The sequence below is a fragment of the Variovorax sp. 160MFSha2.1 genome (assembly GCF_048305075.1).
Taxonomy (GTDB): domain Bacteria; phylum Pseudomonadota; class Gammaproteobacteria; order Burkholderiales; family Burkholderiaceae_C; genus Variovorax; species Variovorax guangxiensis.
Map to the genome: position 1 here is coordinate 227721 of NZ_CP157624.1, position 18036 is coordinate 245756.

Sequence of the window (18036 nt, forward strand, 5' to 3'; positions counted from 1 at the left end):
AAATTCCCGCTTGCTGACTCGCTGGCTGAACGATGGATACGACGAGGAATGCCTACTTGGCGGCCGCGCCTTCCTTCGCCGGGTCCTTCACGCGCTCGAACTTGTCGAACTCGACGTTCACCAGCTGGCCGTTCACGCGCTCGGTCTTGCGGATGTAGACGGTCTGCACGATGTCGCGCGTGGCCGGGTCGATCTCCACCGGGCCGCGCGGGCTCTCGAAGCTCAGGCCCTTGAGCGCGTCCATGAACTTGTCGCCGGCGGTGTCGCCCTTGGTCCTGGCCAGCGCGAGGTCGATGGCGGCCATGGCGTCGTAGGCGGTCACGGCGAAGTAGCTCGGGCGCAGCTTGGCGCCGTTGTCGGCGGCGAAGTCCTTCACGAACTTCTGGTTCTTCGGCGAGGGGTGAGCGAAGGAGTAGTGGTGGCTGGTGACCAGGCCCAGCGCCACGTCGCCGGTGGCGTCGAGGTAGCTGTCGTCGGTGGCTTCGCCGGTGGCGTAGAGCTTGATGCCGGCCTGCTCCATGCCGCGCTCCTTCCACACCTTCAGGAAGGCCGGCGGCATCACGCCCGAGGGGAAGAAGAAGAACACGGCCTGGGGCTTGGCGTCCTTGATGCGCTGCACGTACGCCGAGAAGTCGGGGTTGTTCATCGGCGTGCGCACTTCGCCCGACACCTTGCCGCCGCCGGCCGTGAAGGTCTTCTTGAAGGCGGTCTCGGCGTCGACGCCCGAGGCGTAGTCGGCGACCACGGTGTAGGCGTCCTTGATGCCTTCCTTGAGCATGTAGCGCGCCATCGGGTCCGTCACCTGCTGCACGGTGAACGACAGCCGCGCTACGTACGGCGAGCTGGTGGTGATGGCCGAGGAGGCCGCGTTCATCACGATGGTCGGGATCTTCGCCTGCGTGGCGATGGCGCCCACGGCGTAGGCGTTGGGGCTGAAGTCCAGGCCGGTGAGCACGCTCACCTTGTCGCGCACGATGAGCTCCTGCGCGATGCGCTTGGCGGCGTCGGGCGCGGGGCCGGCGGTGTCCTTCTTGATGATCTCGACCGTGCGGCCGCCCACCTTGCCGCCGTGCTCCTTCAGGTAGAGCGCGATGCCGGCGTCGAACTGGCGGCCGTAGTCGGCGTACGGGCCCGAGTAGGTGGCGATGAGGCCGATGCGCAGCGGCTCGCCGGCGGCCTGCGCGGTCGCTCCCAGCAGGCCGAAGCCGGCCAGCAGCAGGGTCGAGAGGATGGTTCTCTTGGTCATCGTCGTCATGGGAAAACGCCTTTCAGGTGGAGTGGATGCGCCCCTTCGGGCGCCGCTGTCATGTAACCGATGTGCAAACAAAGCGGGCGATGATGCCCGAGGCAGGCGTCAGACCTGCGTATCGGGCACGCGCACCGTGAGGCCATCGAAGGCCGCGGTGATGCCGAGCTGGCAGCTCAGGCGCGAGCCGGGCCGGCGCTCGGACGCCACGGCATCGAGCAGCGCGCTCTCCATGTCGTCGGGTGGCGGCAGCAGGTCGATGAAGGCGTCGTCCACGTAGACGTGGCAGGTGGCGCAGGAGCAGCAGCCGCCGCACTCGGCGTCGATGCCGCGCACGTTGCCGCGGATGGCGGTCTCCATCACGCTGGCGCCGACCTTGGCGTCGACCGAACGCGTGGTGCCGTCCTTGAGGATGTAGTGGATCGTGGGCATGGGTTCTAGAACATGTCGAAGTACTCGCGGTGTTCCCACTCGCTGACTTCGAGGTTGAAACGGGCGATCTCCGCTTCCTTGATGTGGCAGAGGTAGTCGACGAAGGGCTTGCCCATCTGAGCGTTGAGCATCTCGTCCTGGCGCAGGCAGGCGAGGGCGTCGCTCAACGAGCGGGGCAGCTGCTCCGCCGGCGTTTCGTACGGCGCATCGGCAGAGGGGCCGGGGTCGATCCTGTTGCGGATGCCGTCCAGGCCCGAGAACAGCTGCGACGCCAGGTACAGGTACGGATTGGCCGTCGGCTCGCCCACGCGGTTCTCGATGCGCGTGGCCGCCTGGCCCGGGCCGCCGAGCACGCGCAGCATCGCGCCGCGGTTGTCCTTGGCCCAGATCGCGCGGTCGGGCGCGAGCGAGAAGGGGCGGTAGCGGCGGTAGCCGTTGATGGTGGGGCTTGCGAGCGCCGCGGCGCCGCAGGCGTGCGCCTTGAGGCCGCCGAGGTAGTGCATGCCGGTCTCGCTCAGCGGCTGGCCGCTCGAAGCCTCCGGCATGAAGGCGTTGACGCCGTCGCTCCTGCGGCGCAGCGACTGGTGCAGGTGCCAGCCGCTGGACATCACGTTCGGGATCTTCGGCCGGCACATGAAGGTGGCGTGCAGCCCGTGGCGCTGGCAGACCTGCTTGATGGCGCTGCGCAGCAGCACCATGGTGTCGGCGGGCATGACGCCGGCGGTGGGGCCGAAGGTGAGCTCGAACTGGCTGGGGCCGAATTCGATCTCGAGCGAGCGCAGCGGCAGGCCGAGCGCCATGAGCTGCGAGCGCAGCAGCTCCATCAGCCCGTCGACGCGGTCGTAGCGCAGCTCGGTGAGGTACTGGTGGCCGTGCGACAGCAGCGACACGCGCGGCGGCTCGCCGGGCTGGCCCGAATCGGCCAGGCCCATGCGGGCGTCGTCGAGCCTGAAGACGTGGAACTCGACTTCCAGGCCGGCGATGAAGTCCAGCCCCAGCTCGTCGAGCTGGCGCACCGCGCGCTGCAGGATCTGCCGCGTGGCGAAGGGGCAGGGCTTGCCGTCGGCCATGTAGGCGTCGCACATCACCCAGCCGGTGCGCGGCGACCACGGCAGGACCTTGAAGGTGGCCGGGTCGGCCACGATGGTGAAGTCGGCGCCGCCCTGCAGGCCCTCCATGGCGAAGCCGCCGCCCTGGGTGAACACCGGGAACACGGTCTTGTGGGATGTGTCCTTGGCCAGCAGGGTGGAGGTGAGGTTGACGCCCTCCCAGAGGGCCGAGCGCGCCTCGGCCGCGACCAGCGTCTTGCCGCGCAGGATGCCGTGCTGGTCGGGCCAGGCGAAGCGCACGAGGTCGACTTCGCCGCCGTCGATGCGGCGCACCAGTTCCCTGGCCTGCGCGTGCTGGTCTTCGCTCCAGAGGCCGAAGCGGTCGACGAATGTGTGGCTCGTCATGGCGTGTGCTCAGGCTGCGGCCAGGCGTGCGGAGGCCCAGTCCGACTTCAGTCGCCGCGCGCGGTCGGCGTCCTGCCAGTAGGCCTCGGTGGCGGCCTCGTCGGCGACGTTGCGGCCGATGCCGTCGATGGACGGCGGGCCGGTCATGGCGCTGGCCTGCGCGGCGTCGATGACCATCGGCGCGCCTTCGCCGGCCAGCGTGGCCTCGATCGCCTTCACCAGCACGCGGCGGTAGGCAATGATCCCCTTGTCGGTGCTGCCCAGGTGCTCGCGCGTGCGGTCTTGAATAGGGCCCTGCGACTCCACCGCCCACTGGTCGTGCACGTTGATGTCGTCGCCCATGCCGGTGTAGGTCTCAGTGAGCTGCTCTTCGATGCTGTAGCCGTAGTTGTTGCGCTTGTTCTTGCGCGAGGTGTAGTCGGGCAGCTCGTAGAGCTTCAGGCGCTGCTCGCGCATCTGCTGCTTGTCGACCGGGCCGGTGAAGCTTGTGAAGATGGCGTACCAGTAGCAGTGTGTGTCGTCCACCGGCACGTGCCACTGCGAGATGGTCATCTCGGAGCTCATCGGGATCACGAAGGCCTGCGGGAACACCAGGTTGGTCACGCGCACGTGGGTGGTGTCTTCCGACAGCTTGCGCAGCGCCTTCAGGCGGAAGCCGTAGTCGGTGGGCTCGACGCTGATGTCGGGCCGGTCGTATTCGCGCAGCACCTTGGTGATGGGCATGTCGGAGTCGGCCGAGGCGCCGCGGAACTGCTTGCCGTAGCTTTCGGAGGTGTCCTCGTCCTCGAAGAAACGGTGCAGGTACGAGGCATGCGCCGGGTCGATGCCCACCTCGAGCGCCTGCAGCCAGTTGCACTCGAACAGGCCCTTGAACGCGAAGGTGTGGCTGTCGGGCGCGACGAAGCAGTCGAACTCGGGAAAGGCGGGGGGCTCGCCCTCGCCGATGTAGGCGAAGACCACGCCGCTCTTCTCGACCACCGGATAGGCCGACTGCTTGATGCGGCTGCACAGCTTGCTGGTGGCGGGCTCGGCCGGGGTCTCGAGGCAATTGCCCCTGGCGTCGAACAGCCAGCCGTGGAAGGCGCAGCGGATGCCGCCGTTCTCGAGCCGGCCGAAGGCGAGGTCGGCGCCGCGGTGCGGGCAGTCGCGGTCGAGCATGCCGAGCTGGCCGCTCTCGTCGCGGAAAAGGACGAAGTCCTGCCCCATGAGCTTCACCGGCTTGACCGGGCGCGGGCCCGCCAGTTCGTCGGCCAGGGCCACCGGCTGCCAGTAGCGGCGCAGCAGCTTGCCGGCGGGCGCGCCGGGTCCGACGCGGGTGATGAAATCGTTCTGCTCTGCGCTGATCATCGTGCGGGCTCCATCGTGGGGACTGTGGAAAGAGGCTTGCAGCCATTGCATGCAACTGTATGCATTGTCTTGGTGATCCTCGATCCGGGTCAAACTTTCATCTGCCAAATTGCCCCGATATGGGGCCTGCAAACGCCAAAATCAGGGTAAACGCTGAGCGTATCGTCGGTTTTTGACACTTCTTGTGAAGAGATGCATGCAACAACCGAGCCAGAGTAAATACGCTGCGTGCAATGTGGTGCCCGTCTCCTAGAATCCGCCCATGGACTCCCAACAATCCCGCGTGCTCGTGCAATTGCGCGACATGATCCTCAAGGGCGAATTCGGGCCCGGAGAGCGGCTGGCCGAGATCCCGCTGGCCGAGAAGCTCGAAGCCTCGCGCACCCCGGTGCGGCTGGCGCTGGCCAGCCTGGAGCACGAAGGGCTGATCGAGCAGTCGCCCAGCGGCGGCTACCAGATGCGCCGCTTCACCTCGCAGGAGGTGGCCGACGCCATTCGCGTACGCGGCGTGATCGAAGGCTTCGCCGCGCGCCTGCTTGCCGAGGACGGCGCCTCGCGCCAGCTGCTGCGCGACCTGAAGGAATGCCTGGAAGACGGCGACCGCGCCGTGAACAAGCCCAGCATGGAGATCGACGACTACGCGGCCTACGTCGAGATGAACGACCGCTTCCACAAGCTGATCATCGAAGGCTGCGGCAACCTCGCGCTCAAGCGCGTGATGGACATGCTCGGCGGCCAGCCCTTCGCCGCCCCGAGCGCGATGCTGCCGATGCAGTCGTCGATGGAAGAGGGCCAGCAGTGGATGCGCCAGGCTCACCGCACGCACCATGCGATGGTGCAGGCCATCGAGCGCGGCCAGGGTTCGCGCGCGCAGGCGCTGGGCGAGGAGCATGTCGAGATCGCGCGCATGAACCTCGACTACGCGCTGGAGCGGCCCGAGCTCGCGGCCGAGCTGATGCCGGGCATCAAGCTGGTGGCGAAGGGCCGCGGCGGCGCCTGAACCTCCGACGCTGGCGGTGCGGCAGCTCAGCTGCTGAGCGCACGCCTCGGCGTTACCACCGCCTCCACCGCCGCGCCCACTGCCAGCAGGCGGTGATCGGTGTTGCCGATGCTGGCCACCATCAGCCCCACCGGCGCGGTGCCCGCGTCATGGCAGGGCACCGAGAGCGCGCAGCCGTCGAACAGGTTCACCACCGCGGGGTTGCGCAGCATGCGGCCGTTGATCCGGTAGTAGGTGTCATCGTCCTTCAGCACCTCGGCGATCGGCGGCGCGATGTCGGGCGTGGTGGGCATCAGCATTGCGTCGTAGCTCGCGGCCACGGTGTTGATCGAGCGGATGAACTGCCGGCGCAGCGCCTGCAGCTGCAGGTAGTCGGGCGCGGTGATGGTCTCGCCGGTCCTGATGCGGGCCAGCACGCGCGGGTCGTACTTGGTGGCGGCGGTCTTGATGAGCTCGCGGTGCCAGGTGAAGGCTTCGGCGGCGGTGATCATCCCGCGCGGGTTGATGGTCGGCGCCTTCGCGAACTCGGCCATCGGCAGCTCGGTGATCGTCGCGCCCGCGGCGGAGAGCTTGGCCAGCGCCGAGGCGAAGGCCGCAGCCACGGGCGGCGAGAGTTCGTCGAGGAAGAAGGTCCTGGGCACCGCGAAGCGCAGGCCGCGCATCGGCAGCACGCGCAGCGGGCGCGGCAGCTCGGCGGCGAGCACGGAATCGAGCAGGGCGCAGTCTTCCACCGTCCACGCCATCGGACCGGCCGAATCGAAGGAGGTCGACAGCGGCAGCACGCCGTCCAGCGGAACGCGCCGCTGCGTCGGCTTGAAGCCCACCAGGCCGTTGAGGGCGGCCGGAATGCGCAGCGAGCCGCCGGTGTCGGTGCCGATCGCGCCGGCGGCCATGCCGTCGGTCAGCGAGATCGCGCCGCCCGAGGTCGAGCCGCCGGGAATGCGGCCGGTCGCGCGGTCGTAGGCGTTCTTCGGCGTGCCGTAGTGCGGGTTGATGCCCAGGCCGGTGTAGGCGAACTCGACCGTGTTGGAACGCCCGATGACGATCGCGCCCGCGCGCCGCAGCCGCTCGACCGCGATGGCGTCGCGCGCGGCCGGCGGCTGGCCGGCCAGCACCACCGAGCCGCCGAGCGTGGTGACGCCGGCCTCGTCGAACAGGTCCTTCAGCGAGATGGGGATGCCGGCGATGGGCGAGGCGGCGGGGCGGCCGCCCTTGCGTTCGGCGTCGAGCCGCGCGGCGGCGGCGCGTGCCGAATCGGCATGCACGCGGATGAAGGTGCGAGCGCCCTCGCCGGCGGGGTTCTGGATGGCGGCCAGTGCTTCTTCCACGAGCTGGCTGCTGCTGAGGCTTCCGGCGGCGAGGCGGCGCGACATCTCGGCGATCGAGAGCTGCCCCATGGCCCTGCCTCCGGTCGCCTCGGCCGGCTTCTGGGCGAAAGCCCGCGGCCAGAAGGAGGACAGCCCGGCGGTCGCGGCTGCGCCGGCGGCCTGCTGCAGGAAGTGGCGACGTCGTTGTTGTTGCTGCTGCGTCATGGCACGCTCCCCCATCCGGTCGGATGGAATCGGGCCAGTCTACACAGCCATGGCGGCGAACGCGTTGCCGGCCGTTACCGCTGCTGGTGCCGGGCGCCGGGCACTTCGATCAGCAGCTGGGGCTTGTAGCCTTCCTGTTCGCCGTTGCGCGCGTAGCCCAGGGGGTTGGCAACCACGCGGCAGCCGTTCTTCACGTAGTCGGACGGGCAGTGCAGGTGGCCGTGCAGCCAGAGCTGTGCATGGGGCAGCAACTCGTCGAGCGCGTTGCAAAAACCTGCGGTGCCGGGTGTCAATCCGTAGCGCGGATCGCCGCTCTCGAGGCTGGGCGCGAAGTGGGTGATGGCGACCGTGGTCCCGTCGAATGGCTCGGCCAGCGCCTGCTTGAGCCAGTCCTGGCAGGCCAGCCCCTGGTCGCGCAGCTGCGCGGCGAGGAACAGCTCGCCGTTACGCATGGTGGCTGCTTTTTCAAGATAGAAATCGGCCGCGCGCATGGCCTTGCCGCGCTTCTTGAGTGCTTCGGCGAGGCTGTCTGTCGGCTCGGCGAGCGCGTCGAAATCGGCCCAGAGCGTGGTGCCGACGAAGCGGACGCCTTCGATTACCCGGGTTTCGCGCTCCAGCCAGATGATGTTGAGCTCGTCGCAGAGGGCGCGCAGGCGCTGGTGGGTCTCGTCGAAGTCGACGTTGTCGTATTCATGGTTGCCCGGCACGTAGATCACCGGCACCGGCCAGCCCTTGCGGGGGGAGAAGCGGCCCAGGCCGAAGTCGGTGTCGGTCAGGCGGGAGCCCTGCTGGTAGGAGCCGATGTCGCCCGCCAGGATCAGCATGTCGGCGCCGGGCAGGGGCTCGGCTCGGAAGCGGGGATGGGACTCCAGGTGCAGGTCGGACAGCAGTTGCAGCTTCATGGTCGAGCCAGTCTAGGTGAATTGCCCCATGCGTGACACGCATAAGGTTTGGCTTGATATTTTAGGGTTAACCCTTATTCTTGGAGCATCAACCACTCCAGCGCAGCCACGAGCCGCGCACCATCATGTTCAGCCTCATCGCCCAAGTGGCCCGTTTCTTCCGTTCTTCCAGCGCCAATGCCCCGGCCAGCCACGCCGCCGCACTGATGGAAAGCGCCGACATGCGCGCCGGCCGCGGAGCCCATCACGCCCAGGAGCTGCGTGCCGCAGCCAGCGCCTGGCTCAGCGTCGTCCGCTGATCCACATATAGATAGCGCAACAGGTCAGTCGGGCACCTTTTGTCCGAGGACCGAGCCGGCGAAAGCCGCGGCTGCCGAGCGCAACAGCGCATTTCGCAGCCATTCGTGAGAATGCCCGTGCTGGGCGCGCCGATGCCAGATCGCGTCCACGTGTACTGGCGGCTGGTCGAAGGGCAGGTCACGCAGTACCAGCTGGTCGTCGATGCCGGTCACGGTCACGAAGTGGCGGGGCAGCACGGTCAGCAGATCCGAATTGGCGACCACCCTGCCTGCGGTGAAGAACTGGTTCACCGTCACCACGATGCGCCGCTCGCGGCCCATGGCGCCCAGCGTCTGGTCGATGAAGCCGTAGGGCCGGCCCGAGAAACTCACCAGCAGGTGGCGGGCGGCACAGTAGTCGTCCAGCGTGAGGGGCGCATCCGCCAGCGGATGGCCCCGCCGCATCACGCATACATATTGGCCCAGGTAGAGCCGCTGGGTCTCGAACGGAACCCCCACCCCCGACTGCCCCCGCGCCGCGAGGCTCGCGATCACCGCCGGGAAGTAGCCGACCGCCATGTCGACCTCTTCCTGTTCCAGCATGCGGCGCGGATCGCGCGTGGTCAGCGGCAGCACGCGCAGGGAAATGGCCGGAGCTTCCTTTTCGGCGATCTGGACCAGGCCCGGGATGAGCTCCGCCGCGGTGGCATCGGCCATCGCCAAGAGGAATGTCGTGTCGGCCGTGCCGGCATCGAATTCGCCGGGGGCCAGCGTGTGCTGCAACTGGCGCAGGGCGTCCCGCACGGTCGGCCAGAGGGCGAGCGCACGAGGGGTGGGCTCGACGCCTGCGCCGGAGCGGCGCACCAGCTCGTCGCCCAGGACTTCGCGCAGGCGTCGCAGCGCATTGCTTACCGCCGGCTGCGTGATCGACAGGTTGCGAGCGGCTCGCGTGAGGTTGCGTTCGGCCATCACCTCGTCGAAGACGCGGAGCAGGTTGAGGTCGAGCGTGCGAAAGTTGACGTCCATCAGTCTTGTGAATGATAAACATCAGAAAGATAAAGTGGATAAACACTGGGGTAATCCCTAATATCACCCCATCGGCCTTGTTCGCCACCACTGATTACCAATGTCCCAGGAGGGATGCATCATGACCAGCTTCGTTCACGTTGACCAACCTACCGTCCACCCCGGCGTCCGTCGCGCCGAAGTTCTGTTCGGCCAGATCCAGGCCGCACGCGCAGGCGCCAATGGCGCCCGCCCGCTGATCGCCCTGTTGATCGTCGCCATCGCGGCGGCCGTCCTTGTGGTGACCGAGTCGCTCGTTTCCAACTGGAACGACGGCGGCCTGCTTGCTGCCTGGACGGTGTTCTGCATTGCAGCCATCGCCTTGTTCGCGCTGTTCGCCGGCTCGGTCCGCCAGAGCAGCCTCGCCGCCGCGTGGCGCGCAGCTGCCGAACGCCGTGCCGCAGCGCGTGCCGACGCCCGCTTCCTCGCCACCGCTCAAAGCGACCCGCGCGTGATGCAGGAACTGCAGGCCGCCATGTGGCGCCAGCAATCGGAAGGCACCGTGCCCGCAGCCGAAGCCGCCAAGATCGATGCACTGGCCCGCATGAGCGCCCGCTCGCAGGAAGTGCGCATGCCCACGCTGTACGAAGCGATGCGCCGCATGAACAGTTCGCGCTACTACTAAGCAGCAGCGATTCGCCAATAAAGAAAGCCGCCTTCGGGCGGCTTTCTTTATTTATGAGGGGGAGGCGCACAGCCGCTGCGCAAAAAGTGCGAAGGAGTAGACAGAGTCTCAAAATCTGTCATATACTCGTGGGCTTCGCTGCTGAATGCCTCCTGGTGTTCGGGTCTGGCAGGTTCTTAGGGGCTGGTTGGACGGGGTGAAGAAAAGTCTTCGAAAAAGTTGACGCGGTTTGAAAAAACAGTGCATAATCGAAGGCTTCGCTGAAACGAACTGCTTCAGCGACTTGCGATGAGAGTTGCGGGTTGCGAGAGAAGTTGGCGGATGCGAAAAGCCAAAATAGTTTGGTTGATTTGAAAAAATCGTGCTAGACTGCAAGGCTCCGCTGAAATGACTTCGGCGGCTGACAATGAAAGTTGTGAGCTGCGAATAACGAAGAAATGGAAAGCGAAAAAAGTTTGGCGATTCTTTAAAAATCGTGCTAGACTACAAGGCTTCGCTGATCGCAGCAAGCAAACGAAGTAAACGACAAGTTGCTTCGGTGATCGTTAAAAAATTACAGCCGATAAGCGTGGGCGTTTGAAGGTAATTGCACAAGTTCTTCGGAACAAGTCGCAAGACTTAAAACGCTCATGAGAATAGAAGTGAAGTTCACTTCAATTCCGTTTTTGTGAGTTTTGCTCCATCGCGAGATGGGGCGCAAAAATCAAGATCGAACTATAGAGTTTGATCCTGGCTCAGATTGAACGCTGGCGGCATGCCTTACACATGCAAGTCGAACGGCAGCGCGGGAGCAATCCTGGCGGCGAGTGGCGAACGGGTGAGTAATACATCGGAACGTGCCCAATCGTGGGGGATAACGCAGCGAAAGCTGTGCTAATACCGCATACGATCTACGGATGAAAGCAGGGGATCGCAAGACCTTGCGCGAATGGAGCGGCCGATGGCAGATTAGGTAGTTGGTGAGGTAAAGGCTCACCAAGCCTTCGATCTGTAGCTGGTCTGAGAGGACGACCAGCCACACTGGGACTGAGACACGGCCCAGACTCCTACGGGAGGCAGCAGTGGGGAATTTTGGACAATGGGCGCAAGCCTGATCCAGCCATGCCGCGTGCAGGATGAAGGCCTTCGGGTTGTAAACTGCTTTTGTACGGAACGAAACGGCTCTTTCTAATAAAGAGGGCTAATGACGGTACCGTAAGAATAAGCACCGGCTAACTACGTGCCAGCAGCCGCGGTAATACGTAGGGTGCAAGCGTTAATCGGAATTACTGGGCGTAAAGCGTGCGCAGGCGGTGATGTAAGACAGTTGTGAAATCCCCGGGCTCAACCTGGGAACTGCATCTGTGACTGCATTGCTGGAGTACGGCAGAGGGGGATGGAATTCCGCGTGTAGCAGTGAAATGCGTAGATATGCGGAGGAACACCGATGGCGAAGGCAATCCCCTGGGCCTGTACTGACGCTCATGCACGAAAGCGTGGGGAGCAAACAGGATTAGATACCCTGGTAGTCCACGCCCTAAACGATGTCAACTGGTTGTTGGGTCTTCACTGACTCAGTAACGAAGCTAACGCGTGAAGTTGACCGCCTGGGGAGTACGGCCGCAAGGTTGAAACTCAAAGGAATTGACGGGGACCCGCACAAGCGGTGGATGATGTGGTTTAATTCGATGCAACGCGAAAAACCTTACCCACCTTTGACATGTACGGAATTTGCCAGAGATGGCTTAGTGCTCGAAAGAGAGCCGTAACACAGGTGCTGCATGGCTGTCGTCAGCTCGTGTCGTGAGATGTTGGGTTAAGTCCCGCAACGAGCGCAACCCTTGTCATTAGTTGCTACATTCAGTTGGGCACTCTAATGAGACTGCCGGTGACAAACCGGAGGAAGGTGGGGATGACGTCAAGTCCTCATGGCCCTTATAGGTGGGGCTACACACGTCATACAATGGCTGGTACAAAGGGTTGCCAACCCGCGAGGGGGAGCTAATCCCATAAAACCAGTCGTAGTCCGGATCGCAGTCTGCAACTCGACTGCGTGAAGTCGGAATCGCTAGTAATCGTGGATCAGAATGTCACGGTGAATACGTTCCCGGGTCTTGTACACACCGCCCGTCACACCATGGGAGCGGGTTCTGCCAGAAGTAGTTAGCTTAACCGTAAGGAGGGCGATTACCACGGCAGGGTTCGTGACTGGGGTGAAGTCGTAACAAGGTAGCCGTATCGGAAGGTGCGGCTGGATCACCTCCTTTCTGGAAACAGGCAATTTAATTTAAACGCCCACACTTATCGGTTGTTGGAAGAAGTCGAGATCGTCAAGGTCATCGATATGGGTCTGTAGCTCAGCTGGTTAGAGCACCGTCTTGATAAGGCGGGGGTCGTTGGTTCGAGCCCAACTAGACCCACCAAATCTTCTGATATCTCGTGTGAGAGTTGAGGGGGATTAGCTCAGCTGGGAGAGCACCTGCTTTGCAAGCAGGGGGTCGTCGGTTCGATCCCGTCATCCTCCACCAACAACTCGATGCTTACTCAACACCAAAGCGGCTTCCTGCGAAAGCATGAGGCTTCTTTGTTGTTGATCAGGATCTCTTGATCAATCGGCTGTTCTTTAAAAATTCATAGAGTCGAATCAGCGCTGCTGATGGAAACCGCACATTCGTAAAGGTTTAGTGCGGACCGTGCCATCAGCGGCAAGAATTTTTGATTGCGTCAAAAGAAACTTCAATTTCGAATCAAATCGATTTTTGAAGACGGCATAACGCGTCAGGTGAAAGACCTGGCAATTCCTTGATTGACTTTGGTTTCCGTGAGGAAACGTCAAAGTTATAGGGTCAAGTGAATAAGAGCACGTGGTGGATGCCTTGGCAATGATAGGCGACGAAGGACGTGATAGCCTGCGATAAGCTTCGGGGAGCTGGCAAATTAGCTTTGATCCGGAGATTTCCGAATGGGGAAACCCACCGAAAGGTATCGTTATCTGAATACATAGGGTAACGAGGCGAACCGGGTGAACTGAAACATCTCAGTAGCTCGAGGAAAAGACATCAACCGAGATTCCGAAAGTAGTGGCGAGCGAAATCGGAGAAGCCTGTTAGTGATAGCACAAGACATAACGGAACAGCTTGGAAAGGCTGGCCATAGCGGGTGATAGCCCCGTACGTGAAATGACCTGTGTGGTACTGAGCTAACGACAAGTAGGGCGGGACACGAGAAATCCTGTCTGAATATGGGGGGACCATCCTCCAAGGCTAAATACTCATCATTGACCGATAGTGAACTAGTACCGTGAGGGAAAGGCGAAAAGAACCCCGGGAGGGGAGTGAAATAGATCCTGAAACCGCGTGCTTACAAAAAGTAGGAGCCCGCAAGGGTGACTGCGTACCTTTTGTATAATGGGTCAGCGACTTACATTCAGTGGCAAGGTTAACCGAATAGGGAAGCCGTAGAGAAATCGAGTCCGAATAGGGCGATCAGTCGCTGGGTGTAGACCCGAAACCAAGTGATCTATCCATGGCCAGGATGAAGGTGCCGTAACAGGTACTGGAGGTCCGAACCGACTAGTGTTGCAAAACTAGCGGATGAGCTGTGGATAGGGGTGAAAGGCTAAACAAACTTGGAAATAGCTGGTTCTCTCCGAAAACTATTTAGGTAGTGCCTCAAGTATTACCTTCGGGGGTAGAGCACTGTTTTGGCTAGGGGGTCATGGCGACTTACCAAACCAAGGCAAACTCCGAATACCGAAGAGTACAGCTTGGGAGACAGAGCACCGGGTGCTAACGTCCGGACTCAAGAGGGAAACAACCCAGACCGCCAGCTAAGGTCCCTAAAATTGGCTAAGTGGGAAACGAAGTGGGAAGGCTAAAACAGTCAGGATGTTGGCTTAGAAGCAGCCATCATTTAAAGAAAGCGTAATAGCTCACTGATCGAGTCGTCCTGCGCGGAAGATGTAACGGGGCTAAGCCAGTTACCGAAGCTGCGGATTTGCAATTTATTGCAAGTGGTAGGAGAGCGTTCTGTAAGCCTGTGAAGGTGCGTTGTAAAGCGTGCTGGAGGTATCAGAAGTGCGAATGCTGACATGAGTAGCGTTAAAGGGGGTGAAAAGCCCCCTCGCCGTAAGCGCAAGGTTTTCTACGCAACGTTCATCGGCGTAGAGTGAGTCGGCCCCTAAGGCGAGGCAGAGATGCGTAGCTGATGGGAAACAGGTCAATATTCCTGTACCGATGTGTAGTGCGATGTGGGGACGGATCTTAATAGGTCATCCGGGTGTTGGATATCCCGGTTTAGTTGGATGTAGGCGTGCATTAGGCAAATCCGGTGCACATATACCGAGGCCAACGATCGAGCCAGCTTGCTGGTGAAGTGATTGAACGAGGTTCCAGGAAAAGCCACTAAGCTTCAGCTACACACGACCGTACCGCAAACCGACACTGGTGCGCGAGATGAGTATTCTAAGGCGCTTGAGAGAACTCAGGAGAAGGAACTCGGCAAATTGACACCGTAACTTCGGAAGAAGGTGTGCCCTATTAGTGTGAAGTGAACAACGGAGCATGAACGGGTTGCAAAAAATCGGTGGCTGCGACTGTTTATTAAAAACACAGCACTCTGCAAACACGAAAGTGGACGTATAGGGTGTGACGCCTGCCCGGTGCTGGAAGATTAAATGATGGGGTGCAAGCTCTTGATTGAAGTCCCAGTAAACGGCGGCCGTAACTATAACGGTCCTAAGGTAGCGAAATTCCTTGTCGGGTAAGTTCCGACCTGCACGAATGGCGTAACGATGGCCACACTGTCTCCTCCTGAGACTCAGCGAAGTTGAAATGTTTGTGATGATGCAATCTCCCCGCGGAAAGACGGAAAGACCCCATGAACCTTTACTGTAGCTTTGTATTGGACTTTGAACAGATCTGTGTAGGATAGGTGGGAGGCTTTGAAGCAGGGTCGCTAGATCTTGTGGAGCCAACGTTGAAATACCACCCTGGTGTGTTTGAGGTTCTAACCTAGGTCCATTATCTGGATCGGGGACAGTGCATGGTAGGCAGTTTGACTGGGGCGGTCTCCTCCCAAAGCGTAACGGAGGAGTTCGAAGGTACGCTAGTTACGGTCGGACATCGTGACGATAGTGCAATGGCATAAGCGTGCTTAACTGCGAGACTGACAAGTCGAGCAGATGCGAAAGCAGGACATAGTGATCCGGTGGTTCTGTATGGAAGGGCCATCGCTCAACGGATAAAAGGTACTCTGGGGATAACAGGCTGATACCGCCCAAGAGTTCATATCGACGGCGGTGTTTGGCACCTCGATGTCGGCTCATCTCATCCTGGGGCTGTAGCCGGTCCCAAGGGTATGGCTGTTCGCCATTTAAAGAGGTACGTGAGCTGGGTTTAAAACGTCGTGAGACAGTTTGGTCCCTATCTTCCGTGGGCGCTGCAGATTTGAGGAAGCCTGCTCCTAGTACGAGAGGACCGGAGTGGACACACCTCTGGTGTATCGGTTGTCACGCCAGTGGCATTGCCGAGTAGCTAAGTGTGGAAGAGATAACCGCTGAAAGCATCTAAGCGGGAAACTCGTTTCAAGATGAGATCTGCCGGGGCCTTGAGCCCCCTGAAGAGTCGTTCAAGACCAGGACGTTGATAGGTCAGGTGTGGAAGCGCAGTAATGCGTTAAGCTAACTGATACTAATTGCTCGTGCGGCTTGACCCTATAACTTTGATCAGTCAGATCAAGGTGTTATGCCAAGTTGACGCATTCAAAACAATTCGCCAAAAGCTGATTCCAAACTCTATGAATTCGTCTGATTGATCGCGTGATCAACCAGACAACCCTTTATGCCTGATGACCATAGCGAGTTGGTCCCACTCCTTCCCATCCCGAACAGGACAGTGAAACGACTCAGCGCCGATGATAGTGCGGGTTCCCGTGTGAAAGTAGGTCATCGTCAGGCTCTTACAGCCCCAAAAACCCCCGGTCCATCGCGATCGGGGGTTTTTGCTTTGCGCGAGACAAAGACAAATCAATAGACAAGAAAAGCAGAGCCTGCGAAGAGATGGAAATAGCGCTGGGCAGCAAAAACCAAGACAGAGCCCAGAAGAGCCACAAGCGCAGGAGCGCTCCCAGCTACCGGTTGCACAGATCCGTTTGACTCGCTTCAGCTGCGCCCATAGCAACTAATTCCGCAAAGGTTGGGATCTGCAAGTCTGAGTCTCTTAATTGCGAGTTGAGCGACAACAAAAAAAGCCCGATGGCATCCCATCGGGCTTTTTGCTTTTAAAGCAGTCTGCTATCAGGCAGCCAGGCGCTGTTCAATCGCAGCCTTCGTCTCCGGCAGCTCCTTCGGCAGATGATGCTCAAGCTGTTTGAACAGTTCCGCATGCAGCTTCAACTCAGCCTGCCAAGCAGCCTTGTCGATGCTCGTCACGGTAGCGAACTGCTCGGCACTGAAGTTCAAGCCAGTCCAATTCAGATCCTCATACCGCGGGCTCACACCAGTGATGTGATCCACGCCTTCTGTCTTGTTACCTTCGACACGATCGATCATCCACTTCAGCACGCGCATGTTCTCGCCATAGCCTGGCCAGACGAACTTGCCATCGGCGCCCTTGCGGAACCAGTTGGTCGTGTAGATCTTCGGCAGCTTGGCGCCAGCAGCTTCCAGCTTCTTGCCCAGATTGAGCCAATGCTGGAAGTAGTCGCTCATGTTGTAGCCCATGAACGGCAGCATAGCGAACGGGTCGCGGCGCACCACGCCTTGCTGGCCAGCCGCTGCTGCAGTGGTTTCCGAACCCATGGTCGCAGCCATGTAGACGCCTTCGACCCAGTTGCGAGCCTCGGTCACCAGCGGCACGGTGGTCGAGCGGCGGCCACCGAAAATGAACGCGTCGATCGCCACACCCTTCGGATCGTCCCAGGCATCGTCGAGCGCCGGATTGTTCGTCGCAGCCACCGTGAATCGCGAATTCGGATGCGCAGCCTTGGCGCCTGTTTCCTTCGCAATCTGCGGCGTCCAGTCTTTGCCCTGCCAGTCAGTCAGGTGCTCAGGCAGCGTCTTGGTGTCCTGCTCCATGCCCTCCCACCACACGTCGCCGTCGTCGGTCAGCGCCACGTTCGTGAAGATCACGTCGTGGTGCAAGCTGTCCATGCAGTTCGGATTGGTCAGCATGTTGGTGCCGGGCGCGACACCGAAGTAACCCGCTTCGGGGTTGATGGCGTACAGGCGACTGTCCTTGCCAGGCTTGATCCAGGCGATGTCGTCGCCGATGGTCGTGACCTTCCAGCCTTCGAAGCCCGCCGGCGGCACCAGCATCGAGAAGTTGGTCTTGCCGCAGGCGCTGGGGAAAGCCGCCGCCACGTGGTACTTCTTGCCTTCAGGGCTCGTCACACCCAGGATGAGCATGTGCTCGGCCAGCCAGCCTTCGTCGCGGCCCATGTTGGATGCGATGCGCAGCGCGAAGCACTTCTTACCCAGCAGCGCGTTGCCGCCGTAGCCCGAGCCATAGCTCCAGATCTCGCGCGTCTCGGGATAGTGGACGATGTACTTGGTCTTGTTGCACGGCCAGACCACGTCTTTCTGACCGGCCTCGAGCGGCGCGCCCACGGTGTGCACGCAGGGCACGAACTCGCCGTCGGCGCCCAGCACGTCGTAAACGGCCTTGCCCATGCGGGTCATGATGCGCATGTTGACCGCCACGTAGGGCGAGTCGGAAAGCTCGATGCCGATGTGCGCGATCGGCGAACCCAGAGGGCCCATGCTGAATGGCACGACGTACATCGTTCGGCCCTTCATGCAGCCGTCGAACAGCGGCTGCAGGGTCGCGCGCATCTCGGCGGGAGCCATCCAGTTGTTGGTGGGGCCGGCGTTTTCCTTCTGCTCGGAGCAGATGTAGGTGCGGTCTTCCACGCGCGCGACGTCGCTCGGGTCGGACACCGCGAGGAAGGAATTGGGCCGCTTGGCGGGGTTGAGCTTCTTGAAGGTGCCGGCGTCGACCAGTTGCTGGCACAGGCGGTCGTACTCTTCCTTGCTTCCGTCGCACCAGTGGATGGCTTCGGGTTTGCACAGCGCGGCCATGTCGGCCACCCAGGCAATCAGTTTCGCGTTCTTGACGTATGAGGGCGCCTGAATGGTGAGGCCCTTCATCGTGGGTGCGTTCATCGGAAAATCTCCTAA

At 61.5% G+C, this 18036-nt stretch carries 11 protein-coding genes, 2 tRNA genes and 3 rRNA genes; 8 read left to right on the forward strand and 8 right to left on the reverse strand.

The features are described from left to right. Positions 1 to 52: 52 nt before the first annotated feature. The 4 genes from ABL838_RS00990 to ABL838_RS01005 form a co-directional block, all read right to left on the reverse strand. Entirely contained in the window at positions 53 to 1255 is a 1203-nt protein-coding gene (locus tag ABL838_RS00990) for an ABC transporter substrate-binding protein (RefSeq protein ID WP_418123703.1), read from the reverse strand. 99 nt (positions 1256 to 1354) lie between these two features. Then, positions 1355 to 1678 (reverse strand): 2Fe-2S iron-sulfur cluster-binding protein, encoded by a 324-nt coding sequence (locus ABL838_RS00995; protein WP_184638831.1) that lies wholly within the window; start codon positions 1676 to 1678, stop codon positions 1355 to 1357. Positions 1679 to 1683: 5 nt separating this feature from the next. Further along, complete coding sequence (locus tag ABL838_RS01000; RefSeq protein ID WP_418123705.1) at positions 1684 to 3132, reverse strand: glutamine synthetase family protein; 1449 nt, start codon at positions 3130 to 3132, stop codon at positions 1684 to 1686. Between the two features lie 9 nt (positions 3133 to 3141). Next, positions 3142 to 4479 carry a Rieske 2Fe-2S domain-containing protein gene (locus ABL838_RS01005; RefSeq protein WP_418123707.1) on the reverse strand — a complete coding sequence of 446 codons (1338 nt, stop codon included), beginning with the start codon at positions 4477 to 4479 and terminating at the stop codon, positions 3142 to 3144. 262 nt (positions 4480 to 4741) lie between these two features. On the opposite strand from ABL838_RS01005, the gene ABL838_RS01010 reads away from it, so the two are divergent. Further along, positions 4742 to 5479, forward strand: a complete 738-nt coding sequence (locus ABL838_RS01010; protein ID WP_126020480.1) for a GntR family transcriptional regulator — start codon at positions 4742 to 4744, stop codon at positions 5477 to 5479. A 26-nt stretch (positions 5480 to 5505) separates the two neighbouring features. Here ABL838_RS01010 and ABL838_RS01015 read toward each other — a convergent pair whose 3' ends face one another. Continuing rightward, a complete protein-coding gene (locus ABL838_RS01015; protein ID WP_418123709.1) occupies positions 5506 to 7011 on the reverse strand; it encodes an amidase in 1506 nt (501 codons plus the stop codon). A 74-nt stretch (positions 7012 to 7085) separates the two neighbouring features. After that, complete coding sequence (locus ABL838_RS01020) at positions 7086 to 7913, reverse strand: metallophosphoesterase (protein ID WP_369660092.1); 828 nt, start codon at positions 7911 to 7913, stop codon at positions 7086 to 7088. A gap of 125 nt (positions 7914 to 8038) precedes the next feature. On the opposite strand from ABL838_RS01020, the gene ABL838_RS01025 reads away from it, so the two are divergent. Then, a complete protein-coding gene (locus ABL838_RS01025) occupies positions 8039 to 8212 on the forward strand; it encodes a hypothetical protein (protein WP_165909565.1) in 174 nt (57 codons plus the stop codon). A 24-nt stretch (positions 8213 to 8236) separates the two neighbouring features. Here ABL838_RS01025 and ABL838_RS01030 read toward each other — a convergent pair whose 3' ends face one another. Further along, on the reverse strand, positions 8237 to 9217 hold the full coding sequence (locus ABL838_RS01030) for a LysR family transcriptional regulator (RefSeq protein ID WP_184638823.1): 981 nt from the start codon (positions 9215 to 9217) through the stop codon (positions 8237 to 8239). Positions 9218 to 9338: 121 nt separating this feature from the next. Here ABL838_RS01030 and ABL838_RS01035 point away from each other — a divergent pair, with 121 nt between their 5' ends. From ABL838_RS01035 to rrf, 6 genes are all read left to right on the forward strand, one after another. Then, entirely contained in the window at positions 9339 to 9881 is a 543-nt protein-coding gene (locus tag ABL838_RS01035) for a hypothetical protein (RefSeq protein WP_126020473.1), read from the forward strand. Between the two features lie 711 nt (positions 9882 to 10592). Next, positions 10593 to 12127: ribosomal RNA gene (locus tag ABL838_RS01040) — 16S ribosomal RNA — on the forward strand. A 79-nt stretch (positions 12128 to 12206) separates the two neighbouring features. Next, positions 12207 to 12283: transfer RNA gene (locus ABL838_RS01045), tRNA-Ile, on the forward strand. A gap of 29 nt (positions 12284 to 12312) precedes the next feature. After that, positions 12313 to 12388: transfer RNA gene (locus tag ABL838_RS01050), tRNA-Ala, on the forward strand. A gap of 316 nt (positions 12389 to 12704) precedes the next feature. Further along, positions 12705 to 15575 (forward strand): 23S ribosomal RNA (locus tag ABL838_RS01055). A 128-nt stretch (positions 15576 to 15703) separates the two neighbouring features. Continuing rightward, positions 15704 to 15816 (forward strand): 5S ribosomal RNA (gene rrf / locus ABL838_RS01060). Together the 16S, 23S and 5S rRNA genes with 2 tRNA genes alongside form the textbook arrangement of a ribosomal RNA operon. Positions 15817 to 16155: 339 nt before the next feature. Here rrf and ABL838_RS01065 read toward each other — a convergent pair. After that, a complete protein-coding gene (locus ABL838_RS01065) occupies positions 16156 to 18021 on the reverse strand; it encodes a phosphoenolpyruvate carboxykinase (GTP) (RefSeq protein WP_418123711.1) in 1866 nt (621 codons plus the stop codon). Between the last annotated feature and the right edge of the window lie 15 nt (positions 18022 to 18036).